The following is a 16,350-nucleotide window of genomic DNA, read 5'->3' as shown; positions in this document are numbered from 1 at the left end:
CCTGCGGCCCTCGCTCAACGTCCGGAGAATCCTCCCGGACGTCGAGCCCCCGGTCGTCGAGCCCCCGGCCGTCGAACTCCCGGTCGTCGAGCTCCCGGCCGTCGAGCCCCCGGTCGTTGAGCGAGCGCAGCGAGCGAGACGAAACGCCCCGGACTCTTCCGCGCCGCGGGCTCACGCGCCAAGGGCGCGCGCGATCTTCGAGCCGGATGCCGACACCCGCCCGCCGACACCGGCCACGAGGGCATCGGCCACGGCGAACAGGGCCGCGCGGGCGCCGGCCTCGCCGGGGGCCGCAGGCCCGAGTTCCAGTTCCCACTCACGCCACGCGGTCTGCACGCCGCGGCGCACGTCGGTCGCGATGACGCGGTCGTCGACGAACTCCGCCACCAGCCCCCCGGCGGCATCGCGCAGGGCGTACGCCGTGCGGGCGTTGCGGATGCGGGCGAGCTCCACGAACGGCGGCGCGGCGATGGGCGCGAGCGCCGCGAGCACCTCGGCGGGCACGCGCGCGGGCGCGCCGGCATCCGGCGCGCCGGCGGCGTCCCCCGCATCCGCGACGTCCTCGATGTCGAGTGGCCACTGCGTCTCGAGCCTGCCCGCGGGGGTCGACTGCTTGATATGCCAGCCCTCGTCGGGGCCACCGGTGCGACGGCGCAGCGCGGTCAGCGCCGCCGCGAGCCGCCCGTCGGGAGTGTCGAAGTAGCGGGCATCGAGGGCGCGCGGCTCCGGCGCGTCGACCGTCGCCACCCCGGGCAGCAGATCCCAATCGGGCAGCGGCGTATCGGCATCGACGTCGTACTTGCGCTCGATCTCGAGGGAGCGCGCCGCGGTCACTCGTCCCGGCCGTCGACGTCGGGGGCGATGTCGCCCTCGGCCTCGACGAAGCGGAACACCGCCTCGGTGGGCCCGTCGTGGTCGCCGGTGTGCGACGGCGAGCCCTCGCGCGCGTAGACGATCTGGGTCTCGCTGTAGGGCATGATCAGTCGCTGCTGCGACGCATCCTCGAGCGGGAGCACCTGCCCGTCGAGCGGGCCTCCGACAAGTCGTGCAATGGCCATGGTGACCTCCTGCCGCCAGCCTATCGCCGGGCCGGGCCGGCCCGGCCTCAGCGCGCCGGGTCAAACCCCTCCAGCACCCCGTCGGGCGTCGCGAAGCGGGTGACGAGGCTGCAGTCCTTGCCGCCCAGCCCCTCCTCCACGAGCAGGTCGAGCTGTGCCAGGGCGAGGCGAGCTGCGGGCAGGTGCACGCCGGTGAGGTCGCCGGCATCCACCGCGAGCGCGCAGTCCTTGCGGGCGAGATCGACCGAGAACGTCGCGTCGAAGTTGCGGTTCGCCGCCGCGGTCTCTACGACTCCCGGCACCGGATACCACGTGCGCACCGCCCACGACTCCCCCGACGACACCCGCGCAACGTCGTAGAACACCCTCGGGTCGAGGCCCAGCCGAGCGGCCAGCTGCGAGCCCTCGGCCATCGCCATGACGCTGATGAACAGCATCATGTTGTTGGCGAGCTTGGCCGCGATGCCCGACCCCGCGGCGCCGCACGCGACGACGTTGCCGGCCAGGGGCGCGGCGAACTCCCGCGCCCGCTCGATGTCGTCCTGCCGTCCGCCGAGCATGAACGTGAGGGTGTGCGCGGCAGCCCCCGCCGTGCCGCCCGAGACCGGCGCGTCGACGAACGTCAGCCCGCGCTCGTCGGCCTGCGCGTGGCACCAGCGCGAGGTCTCGATGTCGACGGTCGAGGTGTCCATCAGGACGGTAGATGCCGATGCCACCTCGAACACCCCGCCCGCTCCCCCGTACACGGCCCGCACGTGCTCGGGCCTCGGCAGCGAGGTGAAGCACGCGTCGGCGCCGTCGAGGGCGTCGGCGATGGATGCCACGATCCGCACGCCGGCGGCGGCCGCTGCGGCGGCGGCATCCGGGTTCGGGTCGATTCCGTGGACGGTGTGACCGGCGGCGACGAGATTCGCGGCCATGGGCGTGCCCATGTGACCGAGTCCGATGAAGGCGATGGTGGACATAGTGCCCACGCTAGGCACCCGCCCCGGCGGGGGCAATGGGGGTGGGCAGTGGGGGCGCCGACGCCGGGCCCGTCGGGGCGCCCGGCCCGGGACCGCGCACCACGCACCACGCACCACGCACCACGCACCGCGCACCGCGCACCGCGCACCGCGCACCGAATAGACTCGACCACCGATGAAACCGTTCCTGCTGCTCGCCACCCGCGCCGAAGACCTCCCCGCCGACGAGGAGTACGCGCTGTTCCTGCGATACACCGGGCTCGACGAGCGTGACCTCGTGCGCGTGCGGATGGAGGCGAGGCCGCTCGGGCCGATCGACCTCGACGACTACTCGGGGATCTTCGTCGGCGGCGGGCCGTTCAACGCCTCCGACCCCGAGCACGAGAAGTCCGCGACACAGCACCGGGTCGAGGCCGAGTTCGCGGCCCTGCTCGACGAGGTGGTCGCGCGCGACTTCCCGTTCTTCGGTGCGTGCTACGGCATCGGCACGGTCGGGGCGCACCAGGGCGCGGTGATCGACGGCACGCACCGCGAGCCGATCAGCGTCGTCGAGGTCTCGCTGACCGACGCCGGTCGGAGCGATGCGCTGCTGGCCGAGATGCCCGACACGTTCGCCGCGTTCGTCGGCCACAAGGAGGCGATCGCGGTGCTGCCGCCGACGGCGACCCTGCTCGCGCGCGGCGCGGCGTGCCCCGTGCAGATGTTCCGCGTCGGGCGCAACGTGTACGCGACGCAGTTCCACCCCGAGCTGGATGTCGACGGGATCACCACCCGGATCCACGCCTACGCCGACCACGGGTACTTCGCCGCCGACGAGCTGCAGCTCACCCTCGACGCCGTCCGGCGCCTGCCGGTGACCCACACCGGCGCGATCCTGCGCGCCTTCGCCGACCGTTACGCCCGCTGACTGCGCGGCCGTCCAGGGCGTTTCGTCTCGGCGCTGCCGGGGCGTTTCGTCTCGGCGCTGCCGGAGCGTTTCGTCTCGGCGCTGCCGGAGCGTTTCGTCTCGGCGCTGCCGGAGCGTTTCGTCTCGGCGCTGCCGGAGCGTTTCGTCTCGGCGCTGCCGGAGCGTTTCGTCTCGGCGCTGCGCGCCTCGCTCAACGACCGGTCAGCCCGGCACGTCCCCGGTCGTTGAGCGGACCCCCGGTCGTTGAGCGGACCCCCGGTCGTTGAGCGGGCCACTCCCCGGTCGTTGAGCGAGCGCAGCGAGACGAAACGCCGGTGGCCTCCCGCCGCCGCATGTGCCAAACGCAGGGTGAAACCGCCTCAGGCGGCTCCGCAGAGCCACTCTCGATCGGTTGACCCTGCGTTTGGCACGCTTTCGCGAGTATCAGCGAGCCCCCGCGGCCCTCAGCGCGTGGGCGGGGTGTGCCAGATCCGCTCGATGTAGTCGTGCATCGACCGGTCGGACGAGAAGAAACCGCTGCGGGCGACGTTGAGCACCGCCGCGTGGGTCCAGGCGTCCTGGTCGGCGTAGGCGGCGTCCACACGGGCCTGCGCCTCGATGTACGAGGCGTAGTCGGCGAGCACCATGAAGCGGTCGTCGTAGAGCAGGTTCGACACGATCGGCTCGAAGACGGTGCGGTCGCCGCCCGAGAAGGCTCCCGAGGCGATGAGGTCCATCGCGGCGCGCAGCTGCGGGTCGTGCTGGTAGAACTCCGCCGGCTTGTAGCCGCGCGCCCACAGAGCCTCGACCTCGGGCTCGCTCTGTCCGAACAGGAAGAAGTTGTCGTCGCCGACGAGCTCGCGGATCTCGACGTTCGCGCCGTCGTCGGTGCCGATCGTGAGCGCGCCGTTGAGGGCGAACTTCATGTTGCCGGTGCCCGATGCCTCCTTGCCGGCGAGGGAGATCTGCTCCGAGAGGTCGGCGGCCGGGATCACCCGCTCGGCGAGCGTGACGTTGTAGTTCGGCGGGAACAGCACCTTCAGCCGCCCCTCGACGCGCGGGTCGTCGTTGACGACCGAGCCGACGGCGTTGATGAGGTGGATGATGCGCTTGGCCATCTGGTAGCCCGGCGCGGCCTTGGCCCCGAAGATGACAGTGCGCGGCTGCACCTCGGATGCCGCCACCCGACCCGACGTGATCGCCTCGTACTGGGTGACCACGTGCAGCAGCTTCAGCATCTGCCGCTTGTACTCGTGCAGGCGCTTGACCATGACGTCGAGCATGTGGCTCTCGTCGGCCTCGAACCCGTCGCGGGCACGCAGCACGTCGCTCAGGCGCTGCTTGTTGGCGGCCTTGACGCCTGCGAACGCGGCGCGGAACTGCGGATCCTCGGCGTAGGTCTCGAGCTCGCGCAGCCGGTCGAGGTTGGTGAGCCAGCCCGGGCCGATGGCCGACGTGATGAGTTCCGACAGCCCGGGGTTGGCGAGCCGCATGAACCGGCGCGGGGTGACGCCGTTGGTGACGTTGGTGAACTTGCCCGGGAAGAATTCGTTGAAGTCGGGCAGCACCTTGTCGCGCAGCAGCTGCGAGTGCAGCTCGGCGACGCCGTTGACCTTGGCGCCGGCGACGGTCGCGAGGTACGCCATGCGCACCGACCGCTCGGGGAACTCGCCGATGATCGACATGTTGCGGATGCGCATCTCGTCGTCGCCGAACCGCTCGCGCACCTCGGCGAGGAACTCGTCGTTGATCCGGTAGATGATCTCCAGGTGCCGCGGCAGCAGGCGCCCGAGCAGGTCGACCGACCACACCTCCAGGGCCTCGGGCAGCAGCGTGTGGCACGTGTAGGCGAAGCACTGCTGGGTGACCTGCCAGGCGGCATCCCATTCCAGTCCGCGCTCGTCGACGAGCACGCGCATGAGCTCGGGCACGCCGATGACGGGGTGGGTGTCGTTGAGCTGGAAGATGACACGCTCGGGCAGCTTCGTCAGGTCGAAGTCGGGTGCGAGGAGGTTGTCGAGGAAGTCGCCGATGGATGCCGCCACGAAGAAGTACTGCTGCTGCAGGCGCAACTCCTTGCCCTGCGGCGTGGAGTCTTCGGGGTAGAGCACCTTGGAGATGTTCTCGGCGTAGGTCTGCGCGCGCACGGCCTCTTCGTAGTCGCCCGAGTTGAACACGCGCAGGTCGAACGAATTGGTCGCCTTCGCGCCCCACAGGCGCAGGGTGTTGACACGGCCGTTGAGGTAGCCGGGCACCATGTAGTTGTAGGGGACGGCCTGGACGTTCCAGCCCGGGATCCAGCGGGTGCGCTCCACGCCCTCGTCGTCGTAGGTCTCGGTGTGGCCGCCGAACGAGATGGTGCGGGCGGCTTCGGGGTGCGGGAACTCCCAGGGCGAACCCATCGCGAGCCACGCATCGGGGGCCTCGACCTGCTGGCCGTCGACGAAGGTCTGGCGGAAGATGCCGTATTCGTACCGGATGCCGTATCCCACGTTCGGAACGCCCATCGTTGCGAGCGAGTCGACGAAGCAGGCCGCGAGGCGCCCGAGGCCGCCGTTGCCGAGGCCGGGCTCGACCTCCTGCGCACGCAGGTCGTCGATGTCGATGCCGCACGCCGCCATCGCCTCGGTGGCGATGTCGTTCAGGCCGCTGGCGAGCAGGTTGTTGTCGAGCTGGCGGCCGAGCAGGTACTCGGCGGAGAGGTAGCACACGCCCTTGGCCTGCGATTCGCGCTGGCGGCGAAGGTCTTCGAGCCAGCGCGCCATGAGGTAGTCGCGCACGGTCATCGCGAACGCGAAGTAGCGGTCGTTCGCGCTGGATGCCGACAGCGGCACCCCGCGCTCGTAGTTGAGGTTCCGCAGGAACTGGCGGACGAATCCGTCGACGGATGCCGCGAGGCCCGTCACCGGCGCGAGTGCGAGCGGGTGGGTGGCGCCGAGCGGGTGGGCGGCGGGACCGGTCACAGTGGGTTCAGGCACGTCGTCCAACGTAACGTGCCGTCGCGTTCGATGCACATCGACGCGCGTCGGCGTGGCGTTCGCGCGTTTCGTCTCCTCGCTGCGCTCGTCGCTCAACGCCCAGGATGTGCCCCGGTCGTTGAGCGACCGCACCCCCGGCCGTTGAGCGCGCCCGGGTCGTTGAGCAACCGCACCCCCGGCGGTTGAGCGACCGCAGCCCCCCGTCGTTGAGCGCGCCCCGGCCGTTGAGCGCGCGCACCCCCGGCGGTTGAGCGACCGCAGCCCCCCGTCGTTGAGCGCGCCCGGGCCGTTGAGCAACCGCACCCCCGGCCGTTGAGCGACCGCAGCCCCCCGTCGTTGAGCGCGCCCCGGCCGTTGAGCAACCGCCCCCCCGGTCGTTGAGCGAGCGCAGCGAGACGAAACGCCGCGAGCCCTGCCGATGAGTCAGTCCGCGGCATCCTCGGTCAGCGTCACGATGAGTGCCGTCGCGATGAGGATGACCTGCGCCGAGAGGTTGATCCACAGCAGCAGGGCGATCAGCGACGCGAACGAAGCGAGCAGGGGGTTGTGCGTCGCTCCCCCGACGAACAGGCCCGACAGCTGCTGCAGCACGGTCAGCGCGACGGCGCCGAGCAGCGACCCGGTCCACAGCGCCCGGGCGGGTGCCCGCACCCCCGACAGGGCGCGGAAGAGGACGGCGATGGCGACGGCATCGAGGGCGAAGGTGACGAAGATGGCGAGCCATCGGCTGCCCCAGCTGACGATCGGGTCGCCGCTGCCGACGCCCAGCCAGTCGGCGACGGCGCCGAGGCCCGCGGTGCCGAGCACGGTGACGGCCGCCGAGACGACGAGGGCTGCTCCCACGCCGACGGCGAGCGCGAGGTTGCGGAGCATCACCCAGACGAAGAAGACGTCGTCCGACGCGGTACCGCACAGCACTCGCATCGCGACGTGCAACGAGGCGATCGCGCCGATGGCGGCGCCGACGAGACCCGCGAGCGACAGGATGCCGGCGATCGACAGCCCGGCCGGCAGCGTCGCGTCGTCGAGGTCGATGAGCCCGTCGGGCCCGACGAGTCCGGGGATCGTGCTGTCGACAGCATCGACGAGCGCCTGCAACGCCTGCGGGTTGCCGGCGAGCCAGAGCCCCGCGATCGAGAAGCCGAGCAGGACGCCGGCGAACACGCCGAACAGGGTGCGGTAGGTGACGCTGTCGGCGAGCAGCGCGCCGTGGTTGTCGAGGTAGCGCATGACCGCCCGCACGGGCGTCAGTGTCTGGGCCCAGGCGACGATCCGCTTGACGGTGCCGGGGATGTCCATGCCTCCACGATATGCGGGCAACCGGCGGCGGGTGGGCCGGAGCCTCCGATCCGGACGCCGACCGGAGCGTGGCACCTCTCGGTCGTCGAGCGCGCCGCGCCGCGAGACGAACCGCTGCCGCGTCCCCGACCCCTGGCCCGGTCGTCGAGCGGGCATCGGAGCCGTGAGCAAACGCGCCGCCGCACGGCCGCAGCGCTACGCGGCGTGGTGGTAGTCGTGGCGCCGCCTGGCGGCGGGGCGTGGGGTGCGTGCGGGGTCGACGTGACGCGGCGGGATGAGCCAGACGTCGGAGTTGATGCCGGGTCCGTCGATGCGGATGTCCCAGCCGTGGTCGTGGATCAGGTGGTGACACGACTCGCACAGCAGGGCACCGTTGTCGAGATCTGTCCTGCCGCCATGGGACCACCAGGTCAAATGATGGACTTTGCAGCGTCCGGGTGGCGCCCCACAGCCGATGCAGCCACCGTCTCGTTCGGTGATCGCCCGTTTCTGCGCGGGCGTGAAGAACCTCTTGTCGCGTCCCCAGTCGAGGATCTCGCTGTCGGCGCCGAGTACGCAGGGAATGACGCCCCCGGATGCGGCCATCTGCCGCACTGTGGCGATGGAGACGGGCTGGTCGACGCCGTCGATGACACCGACCCCGGTCCCGGCCTGCAGGTCGGCGAGGTCAACGCGGACGATGACGGTCGCGCCGGGCAGCGACTCGTGCTTCTTGCTGCATCCCGCGTAGTGCTCGCAGATCGCGATCAGGGCTTCCGCGTTCAGCACCGGAATCGGCTTCGGAGGCAGCCCGTTGCCTTTCGTGCCGGCGTCGCGTTGCCGGCCGAGCTCGGCGGTGACCATCGCATCGATCACCGACACGATCGGCGCACCCCGCACCGGGTCGAACGCGCCGTTCAGGATGATCATGCCGGTGCCGTCCTGCCGGATCGACAGCCCCGTCTTCGCGCGCTGCTCTTCCTCTTTCGGCTCAAGCCCGTCGGGGTCGAGGTGCGCCTCGGCGCGGAGCAGGATCTTCTGCAGGATCCCCACATCCACTCCCACCGCCTGCTCCGTGAGAAGCCGCTCGGCGTCATCGAGGGCGTCGAAGGGGACCCGGTCGGACAGCGAGTCCAGAAGCCGGATGATCATGGCTGCGGCATCCCGCCCCAGCCTCCCGGCCGTCACCGCGGCGCCCACGTGCGGGTGCCGCGCTGGAGCCTGCTCCCCGGTCAGCAGGAGCCGGGGCGCGGTCGCATCCCCCACCTCCACCAGTTTCGCCGCTTCAGCGATGGTGGTGCCCAGCGTGGTGGCGAGCATGACCGCCGCGGTCCGGTGTCCCTGCCGTTTCGCGAGGGAATCCGCGCCCAGTTCAGGCCGGGACTGCCGGGCGACTTCGGCGGCGACCTGCACCGCCGCGGCATCCAGCAGCCGACGCGCCTGCCCGAGCAGCCGGTTCACCTCGACCAGCCGGCCCGGGTCGCACCCCTCCACCGGCCCGCCCGGCCACGCCTGATTCAACGCGGTCACCGCGTCGATCAGAGGGGCCAGAGGTGAATTCATGTCCCCCACACTACTCGCCCGGGTCAACCAATACTAGTACATATGTATGAGTTTATTCTCATCTTAGGGTGCTAAAACACCTGTGGATAACGCGCCTGAAACCGGTCCCAATGTCCGACCTTCGTGCTAGCAGCGGAGGATCGAATCGGCGCCAAAAACAACCCAAAAACAACCCAAAACAACACGGGGCGCGAGGCTCCCCAGCTACTCGCGCCCCGTGGTCCAACGATCGACCGCGGCGGGTTCCGCGGGATCGGCTTGTGTGGTGTCAGCTGTTCGGCATGAGCACCCAGGTCGTGCCCGACAGGCTGAGCCTGCCGTCGGTGAAGCTGCTGCTGGACACCGTGACGATGCGGCTGGATGCCTGCAGGTTCGCCGCGAAGTTCTCCAGCGAGCCGCGGTCGCCCGTGGCCGACAGCGTCATCGGCACCGCGACGAGCGTGCCCGCGGACGGCAGGGCGACGTCGACGCCGCCCGGCGCGGAGAAGCTCGTCGCCGTGTCGAACGTCATCGATTCGATGGTCACGCCGGCGGCGCCGGCTGCGGCACCGACCTCGTCGACGAGCGCCTGCTGCGAGCGCGCCTCGGGAATCTCCGCGATGCCGGTCGCGAGCTGCGCCTTGTACTCGTCGAGATGTTCGCTGTCGGCGGCGAGCGCGGCGTTCTTCGCCTCCTGCACCTGGTTGGTCGTGCGCAACCCCTGTGTCTGCTTGTCGGCGGCCGCGATACGGTCGAGCTGCGGCTGCACGCCGAGGAAGAAGCCGCCCGCGACGACAGCGACGGCGAGCATGCCGATGACGATCAGGGCCAAACGGTGCTTGTTCATTTCCTATTCCTCGCTGTCCGTCGTGTCGGACGAGTCCGCCGGGGGTGTCGTGAGGGCCGTCTGCAGCGCCTCGTGCAACTGGTCGACGAGGTCCGCGTCCAGCGCGTTGACGCGGGCGGTGCCGCCCAGCGCCGAGGCGTCGAGGCGTACGACGCCGGTGATCGTGTAGCCGCCGTCGGAGTTGACGACCGACTCGACGTTGGCGCTGACGTAGCCGGTCAACGACGGCAGCGCGTTGAGCATGGGGGTCGGCGACCCGAAGCCCGAGCCCTGCGCGGCGAAGGTGATCTCGATCACGCCCTGCGCGTCGATCGCGACTTCCTGCCCGACCGGACCGCTGTCGGAGCCGCCTCGAACCGTGATGGTCTCCGTCGTGAGCGTGACATCGGCCGGCATGGCGGCGTCGAGTTCGCGCATGAGGCGTGCCCAGTCGGCCTCGGGGTACAGCGCGGCGAGCCGGGCGGAGTCGTAGTCGCTCAGCCGCCCCTTGACCGTCAGAACCTCGCTGTATTCCTGCTGCTCCTGCATCAACTGCGTGTGGCGCACCTGCTCGTCGGCGAGGGCCTTCTCTGCGCCGAAGGCGAGCACCGCGGCGCCGAGCCCCGCGACCACCGCGACCGCCGTCAGCCCGGCGAGCCCCGCCAGCAGCAGCCGCCTCGTGCGGCGCTGCTTGCGACGGATCTCCACCGACGGCGGGATGAGGTCGACGCGAGCCACGGCGTGCACGCGCTGCGACGGGGCGAACTGCGTCGCGTCGTCGTTCGCTGCCGCCCGCGCCCGGCGCGAGCCGGGAGCCGCGGGGGCCGCCGTCGTCGCGCGCTTGTCGACCTTCGGGGCCTTCGCGGTCTTGGGCGCCCGTGGCGGCTTCGTCTGCTTCGGGGTCTTGACGAGTGCCATCTCACTTACCTCCCACGGTCACGCCGAGCGGCGCGGCCAGTTCCAGAGCGAGCTTCTCGACACCCGCGGCGTGCTGCTTGCGGCGCACCGTGAAGGTGTCGAGGGGGTCCACATGCGTCGTCGCGATGCCGAGAGCGCGGCTGAGCACGGCGCCGAGGCCCGCGAGCCGGCTGCCTCCGCCGGCGAGCACGACGCTGGAGATGTGCTGGCCGGGGTGCGCGTTGGCGTAGAAGTTCAGGGTGTTGCGGATGCTCTCGATGAGCCCCGCGACGTTCTCCCGCACGAGGTGCTCGGCGTCGACCTCGCGCGGCGTCGTGGCTCCGCCCTGCAATCCGCGGCGCACCTTGTCCTGCTCGGCCTCGTGGAAGCTGATGCCGAGGCTGCGCTCGAGGGTGCGGCTGATGTCGTCGCCGCCGCTGGGCACGAGCCGCACGAATTCGGGCGTGCCTCCGGTGGCGATCAGGATGATGGTGCTCGACGCGCCGATGTTGATGAGGGCCGGGTTTCGCCCGGAGCTCCGGGCGAAACCCGCAGCAGTGAGAAGCCGGCGAAGTCGACGGCATCCACCTGCTTGCCAGCATCCTCGATCGCCGTCACCGTGGTTTCGAGCCCGCTCTTGACGGTCGCGACGAGCAGACCTTCCTGCTGGCCGCCTCCGACATCGCGCAGCGGGAGGAAGTCGAGGATCGCGTCGTCGAGGTCGAGCGGGATCTGCCCCTCGACCGCGAACCGCAGCGACTGCTTGCGCTGCGCCTTGGGCAGCACGGGCAGCGTCGCCTCGCGGACGACGACCTTGCGGTTGCCGATGCCGAACGCCACCCGGTTCGTCGTGAAGCCCGACTTCTTCCACAGCTCTTTGATCGCTTTGACCCCGCGCCCGGTGTCGACGATCTCGCCGTCGAAGATCGTGCCTTCGGGAACGGCGACGTTCCCGAATCGGCTGATCCTCGGGCGGGGCGTGTACGCCTCGTCGATCTGGACGGCACGGATGCCGGCTCGGCTGAAGTCGAGCGCTACCACACTGGCCACGTCACCACTCCTTTCTGCGGGTCGGTCGTCATCACGCCAGCCCCACGGTTGTCAGATAGAAATCGGCGATCGCCGACCCTGCGAAGATTCCGAGCCACGCTCCGACGAGCATGGAAGGACCGAACGGGATGGCCGTCTTGCGCGTCGCGCGCCGGCCGATCATCAGCACGACGCCGACGACGCCGCCGATGACGAAGGCCGCGAACGCGCCGACGATGAGCGCGCCCCAGCCGAACCAGCCCAGGCACATGCCGAGCAGGCCCGCGAGCTTGACGTCGCCACCGCCCATGCCGCCCGGATAGATCATCGCCATGATCAGGTAGAACATGAACAGCGCGACGCCGCCGATGGCGGCCTGCAGCAGCGCTCCCCCGTCGCCGAGGAGCACCGACGCGAGCACGAGCAGCGCACCGCAGACGAAATACGACGACAGCACGATCACATCGGGCAACCGCCGGGTGTCGAGGTCGATGAGGAACAGGGCGACGGAGATCGCCGCGAGGTAGAGGAGCGCGGGCAGCACCTCCAGCGGCCACCAGTCGGCCAACGCGCCGAACGTCAGCACGGCGAAGAACACGCCGGTGGCGAACTCCACGAGCGGATACCGCACGGAGATGTGCGCGCTGCAGTGGCGGCAGCGTCCGAGCAGCACGAGGTACGAGAGCACCGGGATGTTGTCGTACCAGGCGATACGCGTGCCGCACTGCGGACAGGCGCTCGGCGGGTGGACGATGCTCATCCCCTGCGGCACGCGCCAGATGACGACGTTGAGGAACGAGCCGATGAGCAGCCCGAACACGCCGCCGATCGCGGTGATCACCGGGATCAGGGTGGAGAGGGTGGTGGGCGAAGTCATCGGGCCGACCCGTCTGCGTTGAAGACGGCCGCCGTCTCGACCCAGGTCGTGACGCCGTAGGTGGTGGTGACGGGGTTGAGGAACTTCGGCGGCGCCTTGTACTTGAACCGGGTGTCGTAGACGTAGTTCTTCGAGAAGCCGGTCTGGATCACGCCGGTGCTGCTGTTGGCCGTGGCGACTGTACCGCGGTACTTCTGGGCGATCGCGCCGTAGACATTGAGTGTCCCGCGCGCAGGCCCCACGTCGTAATTCTGCACCTGGAAGGTGTGCGCGACCGAGAGGATCGCGGCCTCGATCGTGCGGTTGCCGCTTTGCAGCAGGGCGCCGCTGCTGTTCTTGGGGTTCCAGACCAGCACCGCGTTGTTGCCGACGAGCCCGAGGATGTTCTCCTGCCGGTCAGCGTAGGTGACGTCGCCGACCACGACGATGTAGTTTTCGGCCGCGACCGTCTCGGCGCCGTTGAAGGTGCCCTGGACGAACGCGTCGCCGGCGCGGCACCCGTAGGGCATCTTGTCGGGCGCGACTTCGCTCACGGTGTTGTACGCCGACCGCATCGGATACGCCGTGTAGGAGGCGGCCGTGCCGAACACCCAGCCGCCATTCGTCGTGCTCGTGCAGGTGAAGTTCGCCGGCCAGGCGTCCGAGGCCCAGTAGTTGACGTCGGTCGTGACCGACGGCACGTTCTGCACGTAGAGCACGTTGTTGTCGGGCAGGGTGATCGTGGCCCCCGCCGCCGACTGCAGCTGCGAGATCGTGCCGCACTCGCTCGGCTCCGAACCGGTAGATGAGTTCGCGTCGCCGATGCGCGTCTTCTTCGTGAAGGGCGAGCGGATGGTGACGGTGCCGTTCGAGTTGAACGTGAACTGGGTCGGCCCGGTGTACAGGCACCCGGGCCGCGGCACATCGGTGGCGGTCAGGTCGGTGCGCGTCTCCTTCTTCAGCTGCGAGTTCGTCTCGGGCATGCCGGTGACACCGCCGTACGCGGGGTATCCGGCGAGCGAGAACGTGGCGGCGGTGCAGCTCGAATTGGTCGATGTCAGAGCCGAGTAGTAGGGGCTGGTCGGTTTGCCCGTCGTGACGGCACCGGCGAACACCGTCTGGCAGGCGCGGATCGTGTCGTTGGAGTGCACCGGCCCGTTGATCGTGTCGAAGGCACCGAAAGACACGTCTTTGCAGGGGTTGCTGCTCGAGGTCGTGCGCCCGTTCCATGCGTACTTCATCACGGTCTTCGTGCTGTCGGTGAAGCAACCCGCCGTCGTGGTGCTGAAGAGGGTCGGATCCTGCACCTCGAGGTCGGTGAAGTAGAGGAAGTCGATGAAGCCCTGCTGCTTGAGGTCGGCGATGAGGGTGCGTGTCTCGTCGCCGACCTTGCCGGTGGCGCGCACGCGGATGCGCCCGGAGGTGAGGTAGGCCGAGTTGTCGACCTCGTAGCGGAACTGGGCGCGGCCTTCGCTGCCGTTGACGTCGGCCCACGTACCGCCCGCGCCGAGGCCGAAGGCGGGGTTGGTGGAGTCTGCCGTGAGGATGCTGCCGTTCGCGAAGGTCGAGCTCGAGTTGCCGAAGCGGTAGTAGCTGGTGTCGGCGGACAGCCGGCTCTGGTATTCGTCGATGCCGGCGTACGCGGCCGCGAGCGCTGCGTTCCAGTCCGCATCGGAGTGCGCCTGCTTCATGCCGTTGATCGAGAGCGCGACGAGCATGGTCATGAGCATCGCGAGCACCGCCCCGACGGCTACCACGACGACGAGCGCCGAACCGGACTCGTCGCGCAACAACGTCCGATCGGTCATTGAGCGAGCGTGCCCATCGGTCGTTGAGCGAGCGTAGCGAGACGAAACGCCTCGATCTGACGCGATCATCAGTGCACCTCCACACGCGCGACGCCGAGGTTCGGCAGTCCGACCTGGTTCTGCAGCACGATCGGCGCCACGCGCCCGCTGCCATCCGACTGCACCTGCATGGTCACCGTCACGCTCGCGATGTTGCGGATCTGCGCCGTCGTCAGGCTCTCACCGGCGGCGGGAACGAGCGCATTGTCGTCTTTGTCGTAGTACTGGAACAGCGGCTTGGTCGTACTGGGCGCGAGCAGCGACCGCGCGACGACGCGGGAATAGTCGGTCGTGGTCTGGAACGCCCAGTACGTCGTGTGCACGTGGTAAGCCTCCCACCGGGTCTCGACGAGTTCGTTGTTCGCGTTGCGTGCGAACTGGACCTTGAGTGGCGGCGGATCGGTCGAGACGCCGGCGTCGATGAAGGAGTGCATGATGATCTGCTCGGCCCCCGCATAGAGGAACACCGGCGTGTTGTCGACGCTGCCATACACCGGGATCTCGGTGCCGGCTCGGATGATGCGGGTCACCTCGTTCATCGCGGTGGAGGCCATGCGGCTGTTGGTGACCGAGCCACGCTGGTCGCCGAACGAGCGCATCGTCCCGACGAACATCGTCGCCACGAGTGCCATCAGCAGGCTCATCAGGCCCATCGCCACGACGAGTTCGATGAGGGTCATCCCCTGCTGGTCGCCGCGGTGCAGCAGTCGTCGCATCCGGAGCATCAGCCGGCCACCCTCGGGTCGAGGACGACGACGGTGTTCGTGCCGGTGCCGGACACGATGGCCGATGCCGCCGCCGTGATGCCGGAAGTGAGCTGCGTCGTGGTCGCACCGGAACTCGTGCCGTAGTAGAGCTTGTAGGTGCCGTAGGGCAGCGCGATCGTCGTGCTGGTGGTTGTCTTGGCCAGCTCTCCGAACGTGTACTTCGGTGCGGTCGTGAGCGTGCAGCCGGGGTCGCCGGCGCCGCCTCCGACGTAGACGGCTGTCACGTATTTCTTGGCAGAGCTGGGCAGGCCGGTCACCTGTACAACCCCCATCGGCACCGAGGCGACATCGCTCGCGCCCGCTGCGACGCCGACGGCGCCGGGGCGCTCACCGGCCAGTCGGGATGCTCCCGCGGCGTCGGTGCCCGCGGCCCAGTGGCCAGGGTCGGGGGCGAGGCAGCTCGTGGCGGCGACGTCGGGGGTGTCGGCGAAGCCGCCGGCGAGGATGTTGTAGCCGGACGAGAACGGGAAGCGCGTGATCGACTTGGGGTTGGTGGCGGCGGTGTCGGTGACGGCGGAGGTGCCGTAGGTGGAGAGGAAGGTGGTTGTCAGGTTCGTGGGCAGCACCTTGGAGCCGGTGTAGTTGCCCGCGTAGGTGATGTTGTAGGTCGCGGCGGCGTCGTACGAGAAGCTGACGCGCGACGAGCTGCCGGCGACGACGGAGACGGTCGCGGTGGGCGCGGTCAGCTGGTTCACGCCGATGTAGCCGCTCTTCGACACGCTCACGGTGTAATCGTTGACGGGCACCTTGAGCAGGTAGGCGCAACCCTCGCTGTCAGTCGTGACAGCCGCGACGCCCGCGGGGCTGAGGCTCACGGTCGCGCCGCTGACCGGCTCGCCGGCCGAGTCGGTGACGCCGACGAGCACCGTGCCGAGCGACTGGTCGTTGATCTTGGTGGTGGGGGTGAACAGCGTGTCGCTCATGACGTGCTGCGTGCCGTTGCGGGCCGTCTCCCAGCTGACGTCGACCGTCACCTGCTTGTACTCCAGGGCTCCGACGGCGGCACCGGCCTCGCAGCTGGCACTGGCACCGGTCGAGGTGTGCCAATTCCACCGGACGACGACGCGGAAGGTGTCGCCGTTGAGGGTCGTCGTGAAGTCATCGCTCTCCACGGCAAACACATCGCCGGCCGCGCGGATGAGGTCGATCTGCTGCGACGCGAGGTTCGCGGCGACGACGCGGGCGCGGGTGTCGCGGGTGGTCGCGAGGCTCGAGGTGAGCACGAAGAGGAACCCGGTCGAGATGATCGCAAAGACGATCATCGCGACGACGACCTCGATGAGGGTGAAGCCGGCGTCGTCGGACGCAAGTGAACGGCGCACGGGAACCTCCTTCACGTGCCGCGGGGGGGATGGCATGGGGGGATTTGCACGTTGTGCCTGCGCGGAAGCCGCGCAGGCACAACGTGTTCGGGCCTGGTC

At 69.6% G+C, this 16,350-nt stretch carries 15 protein-coding genes; 1 reads left to right on the top strand and 14 read right to left on the bottom strand.

What is annotated here, in order from left to right:
- Nucleotides 1–171 precede the first annotated feature (171 nt).
- The 3 genes from QM720_RS10255 to QM720_RS10245 are packed head-to-tail and all read right to left on the bottom strand — an operon-like array spanning nucleotide 172 to nucleotide 2,023.
- Nucleotides 172–834: a CYTH domain-containing protein gene (locus QM720_RS10255; protein ID WP_415126189.1), complete on the bottom strand. Its 663-nt coding sequence runs from the start codon at nucleotides 832–834 to the stop codon at nucleotides 172–174.
- Nucleotides 831–1,058 (bottom strand): response regulator, encoded by a 228-nt coding sequence (locus QM720_RS10250; protein ID WP_415126187.1) that lies wholly within the window; start codon nucleotides 1,056–1,058, stop codon nucleotides 831–833. The genes QM720_RS10255 and QM720_RS10250 overlap by 4 nt, the downstream gene beginning before the upstream one ends.
- A gap of 47 nt (nucleotides 1,059–1,105) precedes the next feature.
- The gene (locus QM720_RS10245) at nucleotides 1,106–2,023 is read right to left on the bottom strand and encodes an NAD(P)-dependent oxidoreductase (protein ID WP_415126185.1); all 918 of its coding nucleotides are present in this window, start codon (nucleotides 2,021–2,023) and stop codon (nucleotides 1,106–1,108) included.
- Between the two features lie 175 nt (nucleotides 2,024–2,198).
- On the opposite strand from QM720_RS10245, the gene QM720_RS10240 reads away from it, so the two are divergent.
- Nucleotides 2,199–2,930: a glutamine amidotransferase gene (locus QM720_RS10240; RefSeq protein ID WP_415126183.1), complete on the top strand. Its 732-nt coding sequence runs from the start codon at nucleotides 2,199–2,201 to the stop codon at nucleotides 2,928–2,930.
- Nucleotides 2,931–3,373: 443 nt separating this feature from the next.
- On the opposite strand, the gene QM720_RS10235 is transcribed toward QM720_RS10240, so the two are convergent.
- The 11 genes from QM720_RS10235 to QM720_RS10185 all read right to left on the bottom strand — a co-directional run bounded on the left by QM720_RS10235 (nucleotide 3,374) and on the right by QM720_RS10185 (nucleotide 16,251).
- Complete coding sequence (locus QM720_RS10235; protein ID WP_415126181.1) at nucleotides 3,374–5,887, bottom strand: glycogen/starch/alpha-glucan phosphorylase; 2,514 nt, start codon at nucleotides 5,885–5,887, stop codon at nucleotides 3,374–3,376.
- A 423-nt stretch (nucleotides 5,888–6,310) separates the two neighbouring features.
- Nucleotides 6,311–7,186 (bottom strand): YihY/virulence factor BrkB family protein, encoded by an 876-nt coding sequence (locus tag QM720_RS10230; protein WP_415126179.1) that lies wholly within the window; start codon nucleotides 7,184–7,186, stop codon nucleotides 6,311–6,313.
- Between the two features lie 195 nt (nucleotides 7,187–7,381).
- Nucleotides 7,382–8,728, bottom strand: coding sequence for a DUF222 domain-containing protein (locus tag QM720_RS10225; RefSeq protein WP_415126177.1), 1,347 nt, complete (start codon nucleotides 8,726–8,728; stop codon nucleotides 7,382–7,384).
- A 268-nt stretch (nucleotides 8,729–8,996) separates the two neighbouring features.
- Nucleotides 8,997–9,554, bottom strand: a complete 558-nt coding sequence (pilO, locus tag QM720_RS10220; RefSeq protein ID WP_415126175.1) for a type 4a pilus biogenesis protein PilO — start codon at nucleotides 9,552–9,554, stop codon at nucleotides 8,997–8,999.
- A gap of 3 nt (nucleotides 9,555–9,557) precedes the next feature.
- On the bottom strand, nucleotides 9,558–10,451 hold the full coding sequence (locus tag QM720_RS10215) for a hypothetical protein (RefSeq protein WP_415126173.1): 894 nt from the start codon (nucleotides 10,449–10,451) through the stop codon (nucleotides 9,558–9,560).
- Between the two features lies 1 nt (nucleotide 10,452).
- A complete protein-coding gene (pilM, locus tag QM720_RS10210) occupies nucleotides 10,453–10,911 on the bottom strand; it encodes a pilus assembly protein PilM (protein WP_415127896.1) in 459 nt (152 codons plus the stop codon).
- The gene (gene pilM, locus QM720_RS10205) at nucleotides 10,911–11,480 is read right to left on the bottom strand and encodes a type IV pilus biogenesis protein PilM (protein ID WP_415126171.1); all 570 of its coding nucleotides are present in this window, start codon (nucleotides 11,478–11,480) and stop codon (nucleotides 10,911–10,913) included. Before pilM (QM720_RS10205) ends, pilM (QM720_RS10210) begins: the two co-directional genes overlap by 1 nt.
- Before the next feature lie 31 nt (nucleotides 11,481–11,511).
- Nucleotides 11,512–12,336 carry a prepilin peptidase gene (locus QM720_RS10200; protein ID WP_415126169.1) on the bottom strand — a complete coding sequence of 275 codons (825 nt, stop codon included), beginning with the start codon at nucleotides 12,334–12,336 and terminating at the stop codon, nucleotides 11,512–11,514.
- Entirely contained in the window at nucleotides 12,333–14,123 is a 1,791-nt protein-coding gene (locus QM720_RS10195) for a hypothetical protein (RefSeq protein WP_415126167.1), read from the bottom strand. Before QM720_RS10195 ends, QM720_RS10200 begins: the two co-directional genes overlap by 4 nt.
- 68 nt (nucleotides 14,124–14,191) lie before the next feature.
- Nucleotides 14,192–14,878, bottom strand: a complete 687-nt coding sequence (locus QM720_RS10190) for a type II secretion system protein J (RefSeq protein ID WP_415126165.1) — start codon at nucleotides 14,876–14,878, stop codon at nucleotides 14,192–14,194.
- An 8-nt stretch (nucleotides 14,879–14,886) separates the two neighbouring features.
- Nucleotides 14,887–16,251, bottom strand: a complete 1,365-nt coding sequence (locus QM720_RS10185; protein WP_415126163.1) for a carboxypeptidase regulatory-like domain-containing protein — start codon at nucleotides 16,249–16,251, stop codon at nucleotides 14,887–14,889.
- Between the last annotated feature and the right edge of the window lie 99 nt (nucleotides 16,252–16,350).

The organism is Microbacterium sp. (assembly GCF_047602155.1).
Lineage (GTDB): Bacteria > Actinomycetota > Actinomycetes > Actinomycetales > Microbacteriaceae > Microbacterium.
Note: the sequence above shows the minus strand (reverse complement) of the source record. Positions and strands in the feature narration are given on the sequence as shown.